Origin of the sequence: Burkholderia anthina, from assembly GCF_902498995.1 — a bacterium.
Taxonomy (GTDB): domain Bacteria; phylum Pseudomonadota; class Gammaproteobacteria; order Burkholderiales; family Burkholderiaceae; genus Burkholderia; species Burkholderia anthina.
The window spans coordinates 103,272-121,895 of the sequence record NZ_CABVLY010000002.1 but is presented as its reverse complement, the minus strand read 5'-3'; the positions used below and the strand labels follow the sequence as shown (position 1 = coordinate 121,895).

At 67.6% G+C, this 18,624-nt stretch carries 21 protein-coding genes; 18 read left to right on the top strand and 3 right to left on the bottom strand.

Going from position 1 to position 18,624, the window contains the following annotated elements; all coding sequences use genetic code 11:
- Positions 1–68 precede the first annotated feature (68 nt).
- Complete coding sequence (locus BME24068_RS03420; RefSeq protein ID WP_174925144.1) at positions 69–968, top strand: LysR family transcriptional regulator; 900 nt, start codon at positions 69–71, stop codon at positions 966–968.
- A 27-nt stretch (positions 969–995) separates the two neighbouring features.
- On the opposite strand, the gene BME24068_RS03415 is transcribed toward BME24068_RS03420, so the two are convergent.
- A complete protein-coding gene (locus BME24068_RS03415) occupies positions 996–2,018 on the bottom strand; it encodes a fatty acid desaturase (protein WP_174925143.1) in 1,023 nt (340 codons plus the stop codon).
- A 280-nt stretch (positions 2,019–2,298) separates the two neighbouring features.
- On the opposite strand from BME24068_RS03415, the gene BME24068_RS03410 reads away from it, so the two are divergent.
- Positions 2,299–3,123, top strand: a complete 825-nt coding sequence (locus BME24068_RS03410) for a phosphate/phosphite/phosphonate ABC transporter substrate-binding protein (RefSeq protein WP_174925142.1) — start codon at positions 2,299–2,301, stop codon at positions 3,121–3,123.
- A gap of 13 nt (positions 3,124–3,136) precedes the next feature.
- On the opposite strand, the gene BME24068_RS03405 is transcribed toward BME24068_RS03410, so the two are convergent.
- Together BME24068_RS03405 and BME24068_RS03400 are read right to left on the bottom strand one after the other, a co-directional pair.
- Positions 3,137–3,877, bottom strand: a complete 741-nt coding sequence (locus BME24068_RS03405; protein WP_174925141.1) for a GntR family transcriptional regulator — start codon at positions 3,875–3,877, stop codon at positions 3,137–3,139.
- Between the two features lies 1 nt (position 3,878).
- Positions 3,879–5,567, bottom strand: a complete 1,689-nt coding sequence (locus BME24068_RS03400; RefSeq protein ID WP_096500784.1) for a sigma-54-dependent Fis family transcriptional regulator — start codon at positions 5,565–5,567, stop codon at positions 3,879–3,881.
- A 304-nt stretch (positions 5,568–5,871) separates the two neighbouring features.
- Between BME24068_RS03400 and BME24068_RS03395 the strand changes: the two genes are divergently transcribed.
- The 16 genes from BME24068_RS03395 (at position 5,872) to BME24068_RS03320 (ending at position 18,613) form a co-directional block, all read left to right on the top strand.
- The gene (locus BME24068_RS03395; RefSeq protein WP_239007626.1) at positions 5,872–6,084 is read left to right on the top strand and encodes a phenol hydroxylase subunit; all 213 of its coding nucleotides are present in this window, start codon (positions 5,872–5,874) and stop codon (positions 6,082–6,084) included.
- A gap of 16 nt (positions 6,085–6,100) precedes the next feature.
- The gene (locus BME24068_RS03390; RefSeq protein WP_096500780.1) at positions 6,101–7,096 is read left to right on the top strand and encodes a ferritin family protein; all 996 of its coding nucleotides are present in this window, start codon (positions 6,101–6,103) and stop codon (positions 7,094–7,096) included.
- Between the two features lie 36 nt (positions 7,097–7,132).
- Positions 7,133–7,402, top strand: coding sequence for an MmoB/DmpM family protein (locus tag BME24068_RS03385; RefSeq protein ID WP_096500778.1), 270 nt, complete (start codon positions 7,133–7,135; stop codon positions 7,400–7,402).
- Between the two features lie 38 nt (positions 7,403–7,440).
- A complete protein-coding gene (locus BME24068_RS03380; RefSeq protein ID WP_174925140.1) occupies positions 7,441–8,991 on the top strand; it encodes an aromatic/alkene/methane monooxygenase hydroxylase/oxygenase subunit alpha in 1,551 nt (516 codons plus the stop codon).
- Positions 8,992–9,077: 86 nt separating this feature from the next.
- Positions 9,078–9,434, top strand: coding sequence for a phenol hydroxylase subunit P4 (locus BME24068_RS03375; protein ID WP_096500774.1), 357 nt, complete (start codon positions 9,078–9,080; stop codon positions 9,432–9,434).
- Positions 9,435–9,459: 25 nt separating this feature from the next.
- The gene (locus BME24068_RS03370) at positions 9,460–10,524 is read left to right on the top strand and encodes an NADH:ubiquinone reductase (Na(+)-transporting) subunit F (protein WP_174925139.1); all 1,065 of its coding nucleotides are present in this window, start codon (positions 9,460–9,462) and stop codon (positions 10,522–10,524) included.
- Position 10,525: 1 nt separating this feature from the next.
- Positions 10,526–10,882: a 2Fe-2S iron-sulfur cluster-binding protein gene (locus tag BME24068_RS03365; RefSeq protein ID WP_174925138.1), complete on the top strand. Its 357-nt coding sequence runs from the start codon at positions 10,526–10,528 to the stop codon at positions 10,880–10,882.
- 17 nt (positions 10,883–10,899) lie between these two features.
- On the top strand, positions 10,900–11,844 hold the full coding sequence (locus BME24068_RS03360; protein ID WP_096500768.1) for a catechol 2,3-dioxygenase: 945 nt from the start codon (positions 10,900–10,902) through the stop codon (positions 11,842–11,844).
- Positions 11,845–11,864: 20 nt separating this feature from the next.
- Positions 11,865–12,314, top strand: a complete 450-nt coding sequence (locus BME24068_RS03355) for a GlcG/HbpS family heme-binding protein (RefSeq protein ID WP_096500766.1) — start codon at positions 11,865–11,867, stop codon at positions 12,312–12,314.
- 67 nt (positions 12,315–12,381) lie between these two features.
- Positions 12,382–13,893: a 2-hydroxymuconic semialdehyde dehydrogenase gene (locus BME24068_RS03350; RefSeq protein WP_096500764.1), complete on the top strand. Its 1,512-nt coding sequence runs from the start codon at positions 12,382–12,384 to the stop codon at positions 13,891–13,893.
- A gap of 28 nt (positions 13,894–13,921) precedes the next feature.
- Positions 13,922–14,704, top strand: a complete 783-nt coding sequence (gene dmpE / locus BME24068_RS03345; protein ID WP_174925137.1) for a 2-oxopent-4-enoate hydratase — start codon at positions 13,922–13,924, stop codon at positions 14,702–14,704.
- Positions 14,705–14,745: 41 nt separating this feature from the next.
- Complete coding sequence (locus tag BME24068_RS03340) at positions 14,746–15,666, top strand: acetaldehyde dehydrogenase (acetylating) (RefSeq protein WP_174925136.1); 921 nt, start codon at positions 14,746–14,748, stop codon at positions 15,664–15,666.
- 45 nt (positions 15,667–15,711) lie between these two features.
- Positions 15,712–16,758, top strand: coding sequence for a 4-hydroxy-2-oxovalerate aldolase (gene dmpG, locus BME24068_RS03335; protein ID WP_174925135.1), 1,047 nt, complete (start codon positions 15,712–15,714; stop codon positions 16,756–16,758).
- Entirely contained in the window at positions 16,755–17,543 is a 789-nt protein-coding gene (dmpH, locus tag BME24068_RS03330; protein WP_096500756.1) for a 2-oxo-3-hexenedioate decarboxylase, read from the top strand. The genes dmpG and dmpH overlap by 4 nt, the downstream gene beginning before the upstream one ends.
- Positions 17,544–17,562: 19 nt before the next feature.
- Positions 17,563–17,754, top strand: a complete 192-nt coding sequence (locus BME24068_RS03325) for a 2-hydroxymuconate tautomerase (protein WP_096500754.1) — start codon at positions 17,563–17,565, stop codon at positions 17,752–17,754.
- A gap of 37 nt (positions 17,755–17,791) precedes the next feature.
- Positions 17,792–18,613 (top strand): alpha/beta fold hydrolase, encoded by an 822-nt coding sequence (locus tag BME24068_RS03320; protein WP_174925134.1) that lies wholly within the window; start codon positions 17,792–17,794, stop codon positions 18,611–18,613.
- Positions 18,614–18,624: the final 11 nt, after the last annotated feature.

The following is an 18,624-nucleotide window of genomic DNA, read 5'->3' as shown; positions in this document are numbered from 1 at the left end:
ATGGAATTGACAATTCATCGACAGATATCAACACTGTTTACTTTTGATAAACAGTCAGGGCGAACGAGATGGACAGATTGCTGGCGATGCGGCTCTTCACGTGCATCGTCGATTCCGGCAGCTTCACGCGCGCCGCGCAGCAGCTCGGCATGCAGCGCGCGTCGGCGACGCAGATCATGAAGCAGCTCGAGTCGCATCTCGGCGCGCGGCTGCTGGTGCGCACGACGCGGCACGTGAGCGCGACGGTCGACGGTGCGGCTTACTACCGGCGCTGCGTGGATATCCTGGACGGGATCGACGAGGCGGAAGCGTCGTTCTCGCACGCGGCGCGCCATCCGCAGGGCGCGCTGAAGGTCGATCTCGCGAGTTCGTTCGCGCGGCTCGTCGTGATTCCGGCGCTTCCCGAATTCTTCATGCGCTATCCGCAGGTCACGCTCGACATCAGCGTCGGCGACCGCCGCGTCGATCTCGCGCGGGAAAGCGTCGACTGCGTCGTGCGGATCGGCGAGCTGACCGATTCGTCGCTGGTTGCGCGCCGCGTCGGCCTGCTCGAGCAGGTCACGTGCGCGAGCCCCGGCTATCTGGCCGCGCATGGCCGGCCGCGCAACTTCGCCGATCTCGCGAAGCATCGGGAAGTCGCGTATGTGTCGGCGTCGAGCGGCAAGCGCGTGCCGCTCGTGTTCGGCACGGATGGCAACGCGCGGACGACGGAACTGCCCGCATCGGTATCGGTCAACAACGGCGACGCATACGTGACGGCCTGCGAGGCCGGGCTCGGGATCATTCAGGTGCCGCGCTATCACGTGGCGGAGAAGCTGCGCGGCGGCACGCTGACGGAGATCCTCACGCGGCTGCGCCCGCCGCCGTTGCCGCTGTCGGTGCTGTATCCGCATCGCGGCCATCTGTCGCCGCGGCTGCGGGTGTTCATCGACTGGATCGGCGAGCTGGTGCGCGAGCGCGCCTGGTGACGCAGGTGATGCAGGCCCGGCGAGCCGTCACGTACTGATCCGGGGATAGCCGTCGACGGCGGCCACGTGCGCGCCGTTTCCGGTCGACAGCGACGCCGTGCCGCGATCGAACGGGTGCACGGGCGTGTCGGTCGGCGTCCACGCATGGCGTGTCAGCAGCGCGCGATAGCCGCGAATCACGAAGCCGCCGTTTTTTTCCGCATACGCCGCGCGCCGCATCCGGTACGCGCGCGGCAGGTCGTACCACGGCAGCTTCGGCAGGTCGTGATGGACGAGGTGATAGTTGTTGTTCAGGTACAGCAGCCGCATCGCGAAGCCGGCTTCGTTGATCGCGATGCGCGCCTTCGGGTGCGGCGCGGCGCGATGCTCGAACAGCGAGCGGATCATCGCGAGCGACAGCGCGGGCCATGTGATCGCCAGCAGGTAGTACCACCACGGCACGCCGATCGACCACTGCAGCCAAGCGAGCAGGGCGGCCACGCTCGCCGCGTGCGTTAGCCACATCGGCAGATAGCGGAAGTCGCCGCGTCGAAGCGCGGCGAACGCATCGACGAACATTGCCGCGATGCTCGTCGGCGGACCGAATACCAGTCGTCCGGAGAAGGTTGTACGCGCAACCGTGAGTGCGCGACGCCAGCGCGGCAGCTGCACCCACCGGTCGCGCGACACGTAGTTGGTTTCCGGATCGACGCCGGGCACGGTCAGGTCTTCGTCGCGGTGATGGTCGAGGTGCGTGTCGCGATACAGCGTGTACGGATACCAGACCGTCAGCGGCGGATAGCCGAGCAGCCGGTTCACGAATGGGGAACGCGTCGGATGGCCGTGCAGCAGTTCGTGCTGCAGCGACATGTGCCACGCGCCGAGCAGGATCAGCGGCGGCGTCGCGGCCGCGAGCGATAGGCGCTCCGCGCGCACGAGCAGCAGCACGGCAAGCCAGCCGCCGTAGATCGCGACGACGAGCAGCCAGGTCGGCCACTCGGTGCGGGCAGTGAAGCGGGCGTCCAGCGCGGCGATCGCGCGCGCGTGGTCGACGTCGAAGTATTCGGCCATGTGCTGACGGGGACGGAACGGAGGCGGTGCGGGACGCGGAGGGTCGGGCGGGGCCGGATCGGGCGCGCTCGCCGGATTTACCTGCCGGCTCGCGGCGCGTGCCGGCGCGTATTCGTATGCGAACGATATCGGGCCTGCGTCGTGAGCCAAACCAATCGATTCGGATTTGCTTATCGCTGCTGCGCCGATAAGCTTTGGCGCGCGCCGTGCCGGCTTCGACGCCCGTTACGGTATGCGAACCGGTTGACGCCGCGCGCCCGACGATGCGTAGAATGCCCGCATGAGCCCCTGGATCGCCGCACTGCCGATGTACAACGTGACGCCGCGCCACGCCGCACTGTGGCGCGCGCTGCTGCGCGACGCGCTCGATGCGTTCGCACGTACCGGCGGCCTCGCCGGCGTTGCGCTGCCCGACGAGCCGTTCGGCGATCTGCACGCGCTGTGGCGGCGCGGCGACCTGCTGCTGTCGCAGACGTGCGGCTATCCGTACCGGATGCTCGGATTACGCGATGCCGTGCGGTTGATCGCGACGCCGGCTTTCGATGCGCCGGGTTGCGACGGTGCGCACTACAGCAGCGTGCTGGTCGTGTCGGCGCGGGTGCATGATGGCGGCGCGACGACGCTGGCCGGCTGTCGCGGGTTGCGCGCCGCATTGAACGGGCACGATTCGCACAGCGGGATGAACGCATTCCGGCATGCGGTCGCGCCGCATGCGCATGACGGGCGCTTCTTCGGTTCGGTGCAGGCATTCGGCTCGCACCTGGGCGTGCTGCAGGCACTGGCCGCCGGCGACGCCGACTGTGCGGCGATCGACTGCGTGACGTTCGCGTATGTGCGCGACGCGCTACCCGAGCGGTTGAACGACATCCGGATCGTCGGCACGACGGCGACCGCGCCGGGATTGCCGTTCATCGCGTCGAAGGCGCTCGACGGAGCGCGCGTGCACGCGTTGCAGGCGGCGCTCGATCATGCGGTCGCGGCCGATCCGCAACGGGCGAGCGTGCTGCGGCTGACGGGGTTCGAGCGGCTGTCGCCCGACGCGTACGACGCGATCGCCCGCTTCGAGCAGGACGCCGCCGCGCACGGCTATCCCGAGCTGGCGTGAGCGGGGCATCGTCCTAAAACGGCAACGTACCGGGCGGCGCATTGCGCACCACCGCGAGCGTCGTGCCGATATGGTCCTCGAGCGCGAGGGCGGCGCGCGCATCGGCGCGGCGCATCGCGGCTTCGAACAGGCACGTGTGCTCCGCGTGCACGTCGCGCTTCGAATCGCCGAGCCCGATGCACACGCGCCGGTAGCGTTCGCTTTGCTGCGACAGCATGCGCAGGATCAGGTAGGTCCATGGCGTCGCCGCCGCCGAGATCAGCGCTTCGTGAAAGCGCCGGTTGCACGCTTCCCACGCGGCGCGGTGCTCGATCGACACCGGCTGCTCCCACGCCGACAACTGGTCGAAGCTCTGGCGCACGCGTTGCGCCCATGCATCGTCGCCGCGCCGCACCGAGTCGCGCAGCGCATCGACCTCGATATGGATGCGCAGCCGCGTGATCGCTTCCAGATCGTCGACCGACATCGGCGTGACGCGAAACCCGCGCTGCCCTTCGGCCACGACCAGCGCATCGCTGACGAGCCGCGTGAGCGCCTCGCGCAGCGTGCCGGCCCCGACGCCGTACACGTCCTTCAGGTGTTCGACGCGCAGCTTCGCGCCGGGCGGGTAATGCCCTTCGATGATGTGCTGCCGGAGCTGGTGATACGCATGCTCGCTGAGCGTGCGGGCATGCGGTTCGGTGTCGTCGGCGGCGGCCGGTTCGAGCGCCGGCAACGCGTCGTCGAACGGATGGGCGGGCAGGATGGTGTTCATGTCACGCGTCCTCCTGATCCTGTTTGCGGTTGAGGCGATAGCTGAGCTGCGCGCGCGTCAGGCCGAGCAGGCGCGCGGCGGCCGACAGGTTGCCGTTCGCGCGGTCGACGGCTTCGTGCAGCAGCGCGCGCTCGAGGCCGTCGAGCCCGCCGCTGCCCTGCAATTGATCGAGGATCGTCGCGCAGTCGATCGACATCGCGGGCGCCGGCCGGATCTGCCCGGCCCGGTCGACCGTCGCGCCGCCGGGCGAGCCGACGCCGGGGAACAGGTCCTTCGCGTCGACCGGCCGGTTCGGGCGCGACAGGATCACCGCGCGCTCGATCAGGTTCTCGAGCTCGCGCACGTTGCCGGGCCAGCGGTAGCCGCGCAGCGCGTCGTACGCATAGTCGGTCAGCGTCGGCGCGGGCTTGCCGTGCAGCGCCGCGAAGCGTTCGAGCATCGCGTCGGCGAGCGGCGCGATGTCGTCCTGCCGTTCGCGCAGCGGCGGAATCAGCACCGGGTACACGTTGATCCGGTAATAGAGATCGGCCCGGAAGGTGCCGTCCCGCACGGCCTGTTCGAGATCGCGATTGGTCGCCGCGACGACGCGGACGTCCACCTTCCTGCCGTCGGTCGCGCCGAGCCGTTCGACCTCGCCTTCCTGGAGCACGCGCAGCAGCTTCGCCTGCACGTCGAGCGGCAACTCGCCGATTTCGTCGAGAAACAGCGTGCCGCCGTCCGCGCGCTCGAAGCGCCCGGCGCGCGCGGCCTGCGAGCCGGTGAACGCACCTTTCTCCGCACCGAACAGTTCGGACTCGATCAGCGCATGCGGAATGGCCGCGCAGTTGATCGCGACGAACGGCTTCGCCGCCCGCGGGCTGAGGCTGTGCAGCGCGCGCGCGAAGCGCTCCTTGCCGACGCCCGTTTCTCCGGTGAGCAGCACGGCGACCTTGGTCGGCGCGGCCGTCTCCAGCAGCGCATAGGCGGCGCGAAACGCATCGGAGCGCCCGACGAGCCGGGTCCGGCCATCGTCGGGCGTCATTTCCAGGCGCAGCGATTCGACCTCGGTCTGCAGGTCGCGGATCGTGTTGATCAGCGAGTCGGCCTTGAACCACGACGAAATCTCTTCCGCGTCGGGCCATTCGTCGGCCGGCTTGCCGACGATCGTGCAGTGCGGGTCGTGCATGCCTACGCAGGACGTTTCCTTGAACAGGATCGTCCGGCCGATGAAGGCGCTCGTGTAGCCGGTCGCGTAACCGATCAGCATCCAGCACACGGGTTCGGGCTGCGGCCCGAACGTGCGGCGGTGCACGTCGGCCTCCCACGAGTGTTCCCAGCGGTATTCGCAGTAGAACGCGCCCGTCGCGGGATCGGCCTCGAAACGCAGCGGCGTGACCTGCACCGCGCCTTCGAGCATGTGCAGCTGGGGGCCGACATGGAACATGTCGAACAGCGATGCGCCGCTGCGGATCTCGCGGGCGAGCGCCGCGTCCCGTTCGCCGGCGGCGAAGCCGACCCGGGTGAAGAAACGCCGGGTCTGCGCGGGGCCGGCGCTTTCCATCAGTTCCTGGCGCAGCGTCGCCAGTGCGCCGGCATGCAGCAGCACCATCCGCTGTCCGGCCAGCCAGATGCGACCGTCGCTTGCCGAAAAATGGATCAGCTTGCGCAGGTCGGTGTCCGGCGGCAAAGGGGGCAGGCTGGGCCGCGTCATGTCTCCTCCATCGAGATTTCTCGTGATTTCAATAATTTTGGCGATCGGCGCCGCGACGGGTACATCGATTTGATCATTTCATCAAATGCGCCGAAGCGGGTTGCTCAAATGATGAAGAGGGCCGCCGGACATGAGGTTTGGCGCGATCGCCGACGCCCGTTTTCCGTTCTGGTTAACCGCTATTGTGGGTCGCTAAATTGAACTTCGCGTCAGGGCTTTCCCTGAATTATCGAGATTTTTTGTCACCCCGGCCGAACGTGGCACGGATGCTGCATTGAAGTCCGGCATGGAGGCGACACCGATCATGAATCAGCACCCCACCGATCTTCCCCCGCTCGATCCCGGCCGCAAGTGCGTCCGCGTGACCGGCACGAACATCCGCGGCTTCGTCGAATTCGAGTTGTCGATCGGCGGCGCGCCGGAACTGTTCGTCGAGCTGACGTTGTCTCCTGCCGCCTTCGATGCGTTCTGCCGCGAACAACGGGTGACGCGGCTCGATGTCGAAGCGAACCCATGACCTTGAGGAGCAAGAAGTGACCATCGAGCTGAAGACAGTCGACATCAAGCCGCTCCGGCACACCTTTGCGCATGTCGCGCAGAACATCGGCGGCGACAAGACGGCGACGCGCTACCAGGAAGGCATGATGGGCGCGCAGCCCCAGGCGAACTTCCATTACCGGCCGACCTGGGATCCGGACTACGAGATCTTCGATCCGTCGCGCTCGGCGATCCGGATGGCGAACTGGTACGTGCTGAAGGATCCGCGCCAGTTCTATTACGCGTCGTGGGCGACGGCGCGGGCGCGCCAGCAGGACGCGATGGAGTCGAACTTCGAGTTCGTCGAATCGCGCCGGATGATCGGCCTGATGCGCGACGACGTGGCCGCGCGGGCGCTCGACGTGCTGGTGCCGCTGCGCCACGCCGCGTGGGGCGCGAACATGAACAACGCGCAGATCTGCGCGCTCGGCTACGGCACCGTGTTCACGGCGCCCGCGATGTTCCATGCGATGGACAACCTCGGCGTCGCGCAGTACCTCACGCGTCTCGCGCTCGCGATGGCCGAGCCCGACGTGCTGGATGCGGCCAAGGCGGCCTGGACCCACGACGCCGCGTGGCAGCCGCTGCGCCGCTACGTCGAGGACACGCTGGTCGTGACCGATCCGGTCGAGCTGTTCATCGCGCAGAACCTCGCGCTCGACGGCCTGCTGTATCCGCTCGTCTACGACCGCTTCGTCGACGAACGGATCGCGCTCGAAGGCGGCTCGGCCGTCGCGATGCTGACCGCGTTCATGCCCGAGTGGCACACCGAATCGAACCGCTGGATCGACGCGGTCGTGAAGACGATGGCCGCCGAATCCGACGACAACCGCGCGCTGCTCGCCCGCTGGACGCGCGACTGGTCCGCGCGCGCCGATGCGGCGCTTGCGCCGGTCGCGGCACACGCGCTGCAGGACGCCGGCCGGGCCGCGCTCGACGAAGTGCGCGAGCAGTTCCAGGCGCGCGTCGCCAAGCTCGGCATCGCGCTCTGACGACGGGAACCCTCCCTTAACCCAAGGAAAGCCAGCATGTCCAACGTATTCATCGCCTTTCAGGCCAATGAGGACTCCAGACCGATCGTGGAGGCGATCGTCGCCGACAACCCGCGCGCGATGGTGGTCGAGTCGCCCGGCATGGTCAAGATCGACGCGCCGGACCGGCTGACGATCCGCCGCGAAACGATCGAGGAACTGACCGGCACGCGCTTCGACCTGCAGCAGCTCCAGGTCAACCTGATCACGCTGTCCGGCCACATCGACGAGGACGACGACGAGTTCACGCTGAGCTGGTCGCACTGAACGCCGCGCAACGCGCACCGACAATACCGGAGACACGAATGGACACGCCAACGCTCAAGAAAAAGCTCGGCCTGAAGGACCGCTACGCAGCCATGACGCGCGGCCTCGGCTGGGAGACGACCTATCAGCCGATGGACAAGGTTTTCCCGTACGACCGTTACGAGGGCATCAAGATCCACGACTGGGACAAGTGGGTCGATCCGTTCCGCCTGACGATGGATGCGTACTGGAAATACCAGGGCGAGAAGGAAAAGAAGCTGTATGCGGTGATCGACGCGTTCACGCAGAACAACGCGTTCCTCGGCGTGAGCGACGCCCGCTACATCAACGCGCTGAAGCTGTTCATCCAGGGCGTGACGCCGCTCGAATACCTCGCGCATCGCGGCTTCGCGCACGTCGGCCGGCACTTCACCGGCGAGGGCGCGCGCATCGCGTGCCAGATGCAGTCGATCGACGAGCTGCGGCACTACCAGACCGAAACGCACGCGATGTCGACGTACAACAAGTTCTTCAACGGGTTCCATCACTCGAACCACTGGTTCGATCGCGTCTGGTATCTGTCGGTGCCGAAGTCGTTCTTCGAGGATGCGTATTCGTCGGGGCCGTTCGAGTTCCTGACCGCGGTCAGCTTCTCGTTCGAATACGTGCTGACGAACCTGCTGTTCGTGCCGTTCATGTCGGGCGCCGCCTACAACGGCGACATGTCGACCGTCACGTTCGGCTTCTCCGCGCAATCGGACGAATCGCGCCACATGACGCTCGGCATCGAATGCATCAAGTTCCTGCTCGAACAGGATCCGGACAACGTGCCGATCGTGCAGCGCTGGATCGACAAGTGGTTCTGGCGCGGCTACCGGCTGCTGACGCTGGTCGCGATGATGATGGACTACATGCAGCCCAAGCGCGTGATGAGCTGGCGCGAATCGTGGGAGATGTACGCGGAGCAGAACGGCGGCGCGCTGTTCAAGGATCTCGCGCGCTACGGCATTCGCGAGCCGAAGGGCTGGCAGGACGCCTGCGAAGGCAAGGATCACATCAGCCACCAGGCGTGGTCGACGTTCTACGGCTTCAACGCGGCATCGGCGTTCCACACCTGGGTGCCGACCGAAGACGAGATGGGCTGGCTGTCGGCGAAGTACCCCGACTCGTTCGATCGCTACTACCGCCCGCGCTTCGATTACTGGGGTGAGCAGGCGAAGGCCGGCAACCGCTTCTACATGAAGACGCTGCCGATGCTGTGCCAGACGTGCCAGATCCCGATGCTGTTCACCGAGCCGGGCAACCCGACGAAGATCGGCGCGCGCGAATCGAACTACCTCGGCAACAAGTTCCATTTCTGCAGCGATCACTGCAAGGAAATCTTCGATCACGAGCCGCAGAAATACGTGCAGGCGTGGCTGCCGGTGCACCAGATCTACCAGGGCAACTGCTTCCCGCCCGATGCGGACTCAGGCGCGGAAGGCTTCGATCCGCTCGCCGCGGTGCTCGACTACTACGCGGTGACGATGGGCCGCGACAACCTCGATTTCGACGGCTCGGAAGATCAGAAGAACTTCGCGGCCTGGCGCGGCCAGGCCACGCGCAACTGACCCGCAACCGACAGGCAACCGACAAGCAATCTTGACGAGGGCCCGCGAAGCGCCGATGCGCGAACGCGGGCCGACAGGAGACAAACATGGCCGTCATCGCGCTCAAACCCTACGACTTCCCGGTGAAGGATGCCGTCGAGAAGTTTCCGGCGCCGCTGCTCTACGTGTGCTGGGAAAACCATCTGATGTTTCCGGCGCCGTTCTGCCTGCCGCTGCCGCCCGACATGCCGTTCGGCGCGCTGGCCGGCAACGTGCTGCCGCCCGTCTACGGCTATCACCCCGACTTCGCGAAGATCGACTGGGCGCGCGTCGAGTGGTTCCGTTCGGGCGAGCCGTGGGCGCCGGACCCGGCGAAGAGCCTGGCCGACAACGGCCTCGGGCACAAGGACCTGATCAGCTTCCGCACGCCGGGCCTCGACGGCCTCGGCGGCGCGAGCTTCTGAGCGCCGTGCGGACGAGCGAACCATCATGAGCCACCAACTTACCATCGAGCCGCTGGGCGTCACGATCGAGGTCGAGGAAGGACAGACGATGCTCGATGCCGCGCTGCGCCAGGGCATCTACATTCCGCATGCGTGCTGTCACGGGCTGTGCGGCACCTGCAAGGTCGCCGTGCTCGACGGCGAGACCGATCTCGGCGATGCGAACCCGTTCGCGCTGATGGATTTCGAGCGCGAGGAAGGCAAGGCGCTCGCGTGCTGCGCGACGCTGCAGGCCGACACCGTGATCGAGGCCGACGTCGACGAGGAGCCGGATGCGGAAATCATCCCGGTCAAGGACTTCGCGGCCGACGTCACGCGCATCGAACCGCTCACGCCGACCATCAAGTCGATCCGGCTGAAGCTGTCGCAGCCGATCCGCTTCCAGGCGGGCCAGTACGTGCAGCTCGAGATTCCCGGCCTCGGGCAGAGCCGCGCGTTCTCGATCGCGAACGCGCCGGCCGACGTCGCGGCCACCGGCGAGATCGAGCTGAACGTGCGGCAGGTGCCGGGCGGGCTCGGCACGGGCTATCTGCACGAGCAACTGGCGGCGGGCGACCGCGTGCGCCTGTCGGGTCCGTACGGCCGCTTCTTCGTGCGCCGCTCGGCCGCGCTGCCGATGATCTTCATGGCCGGCGGGTCGGGGCTGTCGAGCCCGCGCTCGATGATCGCGGACCTGCTCGCAAGCGGCGTCACCGCGCCGATCACGCTGGTCTACGGTCAGCGCAACGCGAAGGAGCTCTATTACCACGACGAGTTCCGCGCGCTGGCCGAACGCCATCCGAACTTCACGTACGTGCCGGCGCTGTCGGAAGGCGCGCCGGACGCGGGCGGCAATGTCGCGCAAGGGTTCGTGCACGACGTCGCGAAGGCGCATTTCGACGGCGACTTCTCCGGGCACCAGGCGTACCTGTGCGGGCCGCCCGCGATGATCGACGCGTGCATCACGACGCTGATGCAGGGGCGCCTGTTCGAGCGCGACATCTATCACGAGAAGTTCATTTCGGCGGCCGACGCGCAACAGACGCGCAGCCCGCTGTTCCGGCGGGTGTGACATGGACGCGGGCCGCGTATGCGGGACGGTCACGATCGCGCAGACCGACGAGCGCTATGCGTGCGTGTCCGGCGAGTCGCTGCTGGCCGGCATGGCGAAGCTCGGCCGGCGCGGCATTCCGGTCGGCTGCCTGAACGGCGGATGCGGCGTGTGCAAGGTGCGCGTGCTGCGCGGTGCGGTGCGCAAGCTCGGGCCGGTCAGCCGTGCCCATGTGAGCGCGGAAGAAGAGCACGACGGCTATGCGCTCGCGTGCCGCGTCGTGCCGGACGGCGACGTCGAACTCGAGGTGGCCGGCCGGCTGAAGAAGCCGTTTTTCTGCGGCACGGCATGTGCCGGCACGACGGCGATCAACAAGTAACCAGGAGGAGACTCACCATGGGTGTGATGCGTATTGGTCATGTCAGTCTGAAGGTGATGGACATGGAAGCGGCGCTGCGTCATTACGTGCGCGTGCTCGGCATGCAGGAAACGATGCGCGACGCGGCGGGCAACGTCTACCTGAAATGCTGGGACGAATGGGACAAGTATTCGCTGATCCTGTCGCCGTCCGATCAGGCGGGGCTCAAGCATGCCGCCTACAAGGTCGAGCACGACGCCGACCTGGATGCGCTGCAGCAGCGCATCGAAGCGTACGGGATCGCGACCGAGATGCTGCCTGAAGGCGCGCTGCCGGCGGTCGGCCGTCAACTGCGGTTCCTGCTGCCGAGCGGCCACGAGCTGCGCCTGTTCGCGCAGAAGGAACTGGTCGGCACCGCGGTCGGCTCGCTGAACCCCGATCCGTGGCCGGACGACATTCCGGGCTCGGCCGTGCACTGGCTCGACCATTGCCTGCTGATGTGCGAACTGAATCCGGAGACCGGCGTGAACCGCGTCGAGGAGAACACGCGCTTCATGGCCGAGTGTCTCGACTTTCATCTGGCCGAGCAGGTGATGGTCGGCCCGGGCAACACGATCCAGGCCGCGACCTGGATGTTCCGCAGCACGACGCCGCACGACATCGCGTTCGTCGGCGGCCCGCGCAACGGCCTGCATCACATCGCGTTCTTCCTCGACGACTGGGCCGACGTGCTGAAGTCGGCCGACGTGATGGCGAAGAACAAGGTGAAGATCGACGTCGCGCCGACGCGGCACGGCATCACGCGCGGCACCACCATCTACTTCTTCGACCCGAGCGGCAACCGCAACGAGACGTTCGCGGGGCTCGGCTACCTCGCGCAACCCGATCGCCCGGTCACGACGTGGACCGAGGAGGAGCTCGGGCGCGGGATCTTCTTCCACTCGGGCGAGTTGAACGAAGCGTTCACGACCGTCTACACCTGATCTCCAAGGAGCACGGCGCCATGCATCGAAACGATACGAACCGGAGCGTCGACGTGCGCACGATCGACTGGCTCGCCGCGTCGCGCGCGGCGCAGGCGGCGGCCGAGGCAGCCGAGCGGCTCGGCGTGCGCGTGAACGTCGCGGTGGTCGATGCGGCCGGCCTGCTCGCGGCCTTCGTGCGCATGCCCGGCGCGCCGCTGCATTCGATCGACATCGCGATCGACAAGGCGTACACGGCCGCGAGCTTCGGCTTGCCGACCGGCGCGTGGCACGACGCGCTGGCGACGCACTCGGACGCGGTACGGCAGGGCCTCGTGCTGCGCGCGCGCTTCGTCGCGTTCGGCGGCGGGCTGCCGATCGTCGACGACGGCGCGTTGATCGGCGGCATCGGCGTATCGGGCGGCAGCGAGGCGCAGGACGAGCAATGCGCGCACGCGGGGCTCGACGCGGCCGGCTTCGGCGGCCCGTGAAACACGACGCGCGAACAGGCTTCCCACCCCCACGGATCACGGATTCACGACCATCGGTACCCACATCATGTACGACACCGAACCCCTCGCCGCGACACGCGGCCCCGCCGGCGGGCAGCCGGAACCGCGGCTCGTCCGCAACTTCATCGACGGCGATTATCGCGCGGGCGAACGCTGGTTCGACAAGCGCTCGCCGCTCGACAACGCGGTGATCGCGCGCGTGGCCGAAGCGAGCCGCGCCGATGTCGACGCCGCGGTACAGGCGGCGCGCGCGGCGCTGGCCGGGCCGTGGGGCGGCCTGAGCATCGCGCAGCGCGTCGAGATCCTGTATGCGGTGGCCGACGGCATCACGCGCCGCTTCGACGATTTTCTCGAAGCGGAAGTGGCCGACACCGGCAAGCCGGTGAGTCTCGCGAGCCATATCGACATCCCGCGCGGCGCGGCGAACTTCAAGGTGTTCGCCGACGTGGTGAAGAACGTGCCCGGCGAAACGTTCGAAATGGCGACGCCGGACGGCGCCGGCGCGCTCAACTACGCGATCCGCCGCCCGGTCGGCGTGGTCGGCGTGATCTGCCCGTGGAACCTGCCGCTGCTGCTGATGACGTGGAAGGTGGGGCCGGCGCTCGCGTGCGGCAACACGGTGGTCGTGAAGCCGTCGGAGGAGACGCCGCAAACGGCCGCGCTGCTCGGCGAAGTGATGAACGCGGCCGGCGTGCCGCGCGGCGTCTACAACGTCGTGCACGGCTTCGGGCCGGGCTCGGCCGGTGAATTCCTGACCACCCATCCGGGCGTGAACGCGATTACGTTCACCGGCGAGACGCGCACCGGCGCGGCCATCATGAAGGCCGCGGCCGACGGCGCGCGGCCCGTCAGTCTCGAGATGGGCGGCAAGAACGCGGCGATCGTGTTCGCCGACTGCGATTTCGACGCGGCCGTCGAAGGCACGCTGCGCTCGTGCTTCGCGAATACGGGGCAGGTCTGTCTCGGCACCGAGCGCGTCTATGTCGAGCGTCCGCTGTTCGAGCGCTTCGTCGCCGCGCTGAAGGCCGGCGCCGAGCGGCTGCGGCCCGGCCGCCCGGAAGCGGAGTCGACCGGCCTCGGCCCGCTGATCAGCCAGGAACATCGCGACAAGGTGCTGTCGTATTACCGCCTGGCAGCCGAACTCGGCGCGACGGTCGTGACGGGCGGCGGCGTGCCCGACATGCCGGACGACCTGCGCGACGGCGCGTGGGTACAGCCGACGATCTGGACCGGGCTCGGCGACGATTCGCCGATCGCGCGCGACGAGATCTTCGGGCCGTGCACGCTCGTGATGCCGTTCGATTCCGAAGCCGAGGCGATCGGCCGCGCGAACGCGAATGCGTACGGGCTGTCGACCGCGATCTGGACCAGCAACCTGTCGCGCGCGCATCGCGTCGCGGCGTCGATCGACGTCGGCATCGCATGGGTCAACTCGTGGTTCCTGCGCGACCTGCGGACCGCATTCGGCGGCGCGAAGCAATCGGGCATCGGCCGCGAAGGCGGCGTGCATTCGCTCGAGTTCTACACGGAGCTGCGCAACGTCTGCGTGAAGCTTTGACCCACCCGTTACCGACCGGAAAACTTTTATGGACTCCACGTTGATTACCACGCTGGGCGACCGGCTGTACGACGCGATGACGTCGCGCACGCCCGTCGCGCCGCTGACGTCGCAGCACGAAGACCTGTCGGTCGACGATGCCTACCGGATCCAGCAGCGCTTCGTGCAGCGCCGCCTCGATGCAGGCGAGACCGTCGTCGGCAAGAAGATCGGCGTCACGTCGAAGGCGGTGATGGACATGCTCGGCGTGTACCAGCCCGACTTCGGCTACCTGCTGTCGGGCATGGTGTATGGCGAAGGCGAGTGCATCGCGCTCGACACGCTGATCCAGCCGAAGGCCGAAGGCGAGATCGCGTTCGTGTTGAAGCGCGACCTGCTCGGCCCGGGCGTGACGAACGCGATGGTGCTGGCGGCGACCGAATGCGTGATGCCGTGCTTCGAGATCGTCGATTCGCGCATTCGCGACTGGAAGATCCGCATCGGCGACACGGTGGCCGACAACGCGTCGTGCGGCGTGTTCGTGCTCGGCGACCGCGCGGTGAGCACGCGCAGCGTCGATCTGGCGACCTGCGGGATGGTGCTCGAGAAGAACGGCGACGTGATCGGCACCGGCGCCGGTGCGGCCGCGCTCGGCTCGCCGGTGAATGCCGTCGCGTGGCTCGCCAATACGCTCGGCCGCCTCGGCATTCCGCTGAAGGCCGGCGAAGTGATCCTGTCCGGCGCGCTCGCGGCAATGGCGCCGGTCGGACCCGGCGACAACTTCCGCGTGTCGATCGGCGGGATCGGCGCGTGTTCGGTGCGGTTCGCGTGAGCGTCGCACATTCCCCATTTCAGTCAAACGAGGCATTCCCCATGACCCGAAAGATCCGTTGCGCGCTGATCGGCCCCGGCAACATCGGCACCGACCTGCTCGCCAAACTGATGCGCAGCCCCGTGCTCGAACCCGTGTGGATGGTCGGCATCGATCCCGATTCGGACGGCCTGAAGCGTGCGCGCGAACTCGGCCTGAAGACCACCGCCGAGGGCGTCGACGGCCTGCTGCCGCACGTGCAGGCCGACGGCGTGCAGATCGCGTTCGACGCGACGAGCGCGTACGTCCACGCGGAGAACAGCCGCAAGCTGAACGCGCTCGGCGTGCTGATGATCGACCTGACGCCGGCCGCGATCGGCCCGTACTGCGTGCCGCCCGTGAACTTGATGGATCACATCGGCTCCGGCGAGATGAACGTCAACATGGTCACCTGCGGCGGCCAGGCAACCATTCCGATGGTGCGCGCGATCTCGCGCGTGCAGCCGGTCGCCTACGGCGAGATCGTCGCGACCGTGTCGTCGCGCTCGGTCGGCCCCGGCACCCGCAAGAACATCGACGAATTCACGCGCACCACGGCGGCGGCCGTCGCGCAAGTGGGCGGCGCGAAGCAGGGCAAGGCCATCATCGTGATCAACCCGGCCGATCCGCCGCTGATCATGCGCGATACCGTGCATTGCCTGACGGAAAGCGCGCCCGACGAAGCGCGCATCGTCGAATCGGTGCACGCGATGATCGCCGACGTGCAGCGTTACGTGCCGGGTTACCGGCTCGTCAACGGGCCGGTGTTCGACGGCAACCGCGTGTCCGTCTATCTCGAGGTCGAAGGCCTCGGCGACTACCTGCCGAAATACGCGGGCAACCTCGACATCATGACGGCCGCCGCCGCGCGCACCGCCGAAATGTTCGCCGAGGAGCTGCTGGCCGGGCGCCTCACGCTGGCGTCGGCCGCGCAGGCGGCCTGACGCGCGCAGATGCGACTTCCACGACCGGACAAAGAGGAAACGGCAATGAATCTCAAAGGCAAACGCATCACCGTCCACGACATGACGCTGCGTGACGGCATGCACCCGAAGCGTCACCAGATGACGCTCGACCAGATGCGCTCGATCGCGACCGGGCTCGACGCGGCCGGCGTGCCGCTGATCGAGGTCACGCACGGCGACGGCCTCGGCGGCTCGTCGGTCAACTACGGCTTTCCCGCGCATACCGACGCGGAATATCTCGGCGCGGTGATCCCGCTGCTCAAGCGCGCGAAGGTGTCCGCGCTGCTGCTGCCGGGCATCGGCACCGTCGATCACCTGAAGGAAGCCCATGCGCTCGGCGTGCATACGATCCGGGTCGCGACGCACTGCACCGAGGCCGACGTGTCCGAACAGCACATCGCGATGGCGCGCAAGCTCGACATGGACACCGTCGGCTTCCTGATGATGAGCCACATGAACAGCCCGGAAGGGCTCGTGAAGCAGGCGAAGCTGATGGAGTCGTACGGCGCGAACTGCATCTACATCACCGATTCGGCCGGCTACATGCTGCCCGACGACGTGAAGGCGCGCCTCGGCGCGGTGCGTGACGCACTGCAGCCCGATACCGAACTGGGCTTTCACGGCCACCACAACCTCGCGATGGGCGTCGCGAACTCGATCGCCGCGATCGAGGCCGGCGCGAACCGGATCGACGGCGCGGCGGCGGGGCTCGGCGCCGGCGCGGGCAACACGCCGCTCGAAGTGTTCGTTGCCGTGTGCGAGCGGATGGGCATCGAAACCGGCGTCGACGTGTGGAAGATCCAGGACGTCGCGGAGGATCTCGTCGTGCCGATGATGGACTTCCCGATCCGCATCGACCGTGACGCGCTGACGCTCGGCTATGCCGGCGTCTACGGGTCGTTCCTGCTGTTCGCGAAGCGGGCTGGCGAGAAGTACGGGATCCCGGCGCGCGACATCCTCGTCGAGCTCGGCCGGCGCGGCATGGTCGGCGGGCAGGAGGACATGATCGAGGACACCGCGCTGACGCTCGCGAAGGCGCGCGCCGCGCAAGCGAAACGGGAGGCCGCATGAACCTGTCGATTGACACGATCGAGTCGCTGGCCGCGCATCTCGACGACTGCATGCGCGAAGCGCGCGACACGCCGAAGATCACCGACCGTCATCCGGAGATGGACTGGGACGACGCGTACGCGGTGCAGGATGCGATCCGCCGCCGGCAGCTCGCGCGCGGTGCGCGCATCGTCGGCTACAAGGCCGGCCTGACCTCGCACGCGAAGATGCGTCAGATGGGCGTCGACACGCCCGTGTTCGGTTTCCTGACTGACGTTTACGACCTGCCCGACGGCGGCGAGTGCGACACGTCCGCGCTGATTCATCCGAAGGTGGAGCCGGAGATCGCGTTCGTGACGAAGGCCGAGTTGAAGGGGCCGGGCTGCCATGTCGGCGCGGTGCTCGCCGCGACCGACTTCGTCGTCGCCGGGATCGAGGTGATCGATAGCCGCTACCGCGATTTCAAGTTCGACCTGAAAAGCGTGGTGGCCGACAACACGTCGGCCGCGCGTTTCGTCGCGGGCGGCCGCCCGCTGGCGGTGGACGGCGTCGACCTGCGCACGCTCGGCATCGTGCTCGAGAAGAACGGGCAGCCGGTGGCGTTCGGCGCCGGCGCGGCGGTGCTCGGCCATCCGGCCGCCGCGATCGCGATGCTCGCGAACCACCTGGGCGCGCGCGGCGAATCGATTCCCGCAGGCAGCCTGATCCTGTCGGGCGGCATCACGGAGGCGGTGGCCGTCGCGGCCGGCGACAACGTGACGCTGCGCGTGCAGGACATCGGGTCGGTCGGCCTGCGCTTCATCTGAACCGAACAAGGAGGCCATCGTGCCGGTAGCGCATCTGTACATCCTCGAAGGCCGTAGCGACGACAAGAAGGAACGCCTGATCGCCGAGGTCACCGAAGCCATCCATCGCTCGCTCGACGCACCGATCGAATCGGTGCGCGTGATCATCACCGAGATGCCGAAAGAGCATTTCGGGATCGGCGGGCAAAGTGCGAAAAAGCGCGGACGCTGACGCAGCGTGCGCCACGGAAATCGACTGGAGGAGCGTCATGTCAAGCAACCCTGAAATCGGCCGCCGGATCGTCGCGGGCGGCCTCGACACCAACTATCACGACGTCGGCGACGGGCCGCCCGTGCTGCTGATCCACGGCTCCGGCCCGGGCGTCACGGCTTACGCGAACTGGCGGCTTACGATGCCCGCGCTCGCGACGCAGTTTCGCGTGATCGCGCCCGACATGGCCGGGTTCGGCGAAACCGAACGGCCGAGCGGCTACGCTTATTCGATGGACAACTGGGTCGATCACGCGCTCGGCCTGCTCGATGCGCTCGGCGTCGAGCGCGCGCACGTGATCGGCAATTCGTTCGGCGGTGCACTGGCGCTCGCGCTGGCGATCCGCGCGCCCGAGCGGGTCGGGCGGCTCGTGCTGATGGGGGCGGCGGGCACGCGCTTCACGCTGACCGAAGGGCTCGACGCCGTCTGGGGCTATACGCCGTCGATCGCGAACATGCGCGGTCTGCTCGACATCTTCGCGTTCGACCGCACGCTCGTGAACGACGAGCTCGCGAAGCTGCGCTACGACGCGAGCGTGCGGCCCGGCTACCAGGAGGCGTTCGCGAACATGTTCCCCGCGCCGCGTCAGCGCTGGGTCGATGCGCTCGCGAGCGACGACGCGAAGCTGCGCGCGCTGCCGCACGACACGCTGATCGTCCACGGCCGCGAGGATCGCGTGATTCCGCTCGACAGTTCGATGAGGCTGCTGGCGCTGTTGCCGAACGCGCAACTGCACGTGTTCGGCCGCTGCGGGCACTGGACGCAGATCGAGCACGCCGCGCGCTTCAACCGGCTCGTGATCGAGCACTTCAACGAATAGGCGGAACGGTA

What these genes read in the sequence shown, in the direction of transcription:
- BME24068_RS03350 (WP_096500764.1), top strand. Translation starts at nt 12,382, where the DNA reads ATGTACGACACCGAACCCCTCGCCGCGACACGCGGCCCCGCCGGCGGG.
- BME24068_RS03365 (WP_174925138.1), top strand. Translation starts at nt 10,526, where the DNA reads ATGGACGCGGGCCGCGTATGCGGGACGGTCACGATCGCGCAGACCGAC.
- BME24068_RS03415 (WP_174925143.1), bottom strand. Translation starts at nt 2,018, where the DNA reads ATGGCCGAATACTTCGACGTCGACCACGCGCGCGCGATCGCCGCGCTG.
- BME24068_RS03375 (WP_096500774.1), top strand. Translation starts at nt 9,078, where the DNA reads ATGGCCGTCATCGCGCTCAAACCCTACGACTTCCCGGTGAAGGATGCC.
- BME24068_RS03410 (WP_174925142.1), top strand. Translation starts at nt 2,299, where the DNA reads ATGAGCCCCTGGATCGCCGCACTGCCGATGTACAACGTGACGCCGCGC.
- BME24068_RS03400 (WP_096500784.1), bottom strand. Translation starts at nt 5,567, where the DNA reads ATGACGCGGCCCAGCCTGCCCCCTTTGCCGCCGGACACCGACCTGCGC.
- BME24068_RS03370 (WP_174925139.1), top strand. Translation starts at nt 9,460, where the DNA reads ATGAGCCACCAACTTACCATCGAGCCGCTGGGCGTCACGATCGAGGTC.
- dmpG (WP_174925135.1), top strand. Translation starts at nt 15,712, where the DNA reads ATGAATCTCAAAGGCAAACGCATCACCGTCCACGACATGACGCTGCGT.
- BME24068_RS03360 (WP_096500768.1), top strand. Translation starts at nt 10,900, where the DNA reads ATGGGTGTGATGCGTATTGGTCATGTCAGTCTGAAGGTGATGGACATG.
- BME24068_RS03385 (WP_096500778.1), top strand. Translation starts at nt 7,133, where the DNA reads ATGTCCAACGTATTCATCGCCTTTCAGGCCAATGAGGACTCCAGACCG.
- BME24068_RS03420 (WP_174925144.1), top strand. Translation starts at nt 69, where the DNA reads ATGGACAGATTGCTGGCGATGCGGCTCTTCACGTGCATCGTCGATTCC.
- dmpE (WP_174925137.1), top strand. Translation starts at nt 13,922, where the DNA reads ATGGACTCCACGTTGATTACCACGCTGGGCGACCGGCTGTACGACGCG.
- BME24068_RS03395 (WP_239007626.1), top strand. Translation starts at nt 5,872, where the DNA reads ATGAATCAGCACCCCACCGATCTTCCCCCGCTCGATCCCGGCCGCAAG.
- BME24068_RS03380 (WP_174925140.1), top strand. Translation starts at nt 7,441, where the DNA reads ATGGACACGCCAACGCTCAAGAAAAAGCTCGGCCTGAAGGACCGCTAC.
- BME24068_RS03355 (WP_096500766.1), top strand. Translation starts at nt 11,865, where the DNA reads ATGCATCGAAACGATACGAACCGGAGCGTCGACGTGCGCACGATCGAC.
- BME24068_RS03340 (WP_174925136.1), top strand. Translation starts at nt 14,746, where the DNA reads ATGACCCGAAAGATCCGTTGCGCGCTGATCGGCCCCGGCAACATCGGC.
- dmpH (WP_096500756.1), top strand. Translation starts at nt 16,755, where the DNA reads ATGAACCTGTCGATTGACACGATCGAGTCGCTGGCCGCGCATCTCGAC.
- BME24068_RS03320 (WP_174925134.1), top strand. Translation starts at nt 17,792, where the DNA reads ATGTCAAGCAACCCTGAAATCGGCCGCCGGATCGTCGCGGGCGGCCTC.
- BME24068_RS03405 (WP_174925141.1), bottom strand. Translation starts at nt 3,877, where the DNA reads ATGAACACCATCCTGCCCGCCCATCCGTTCGACGACGCGTTGCCGGCG.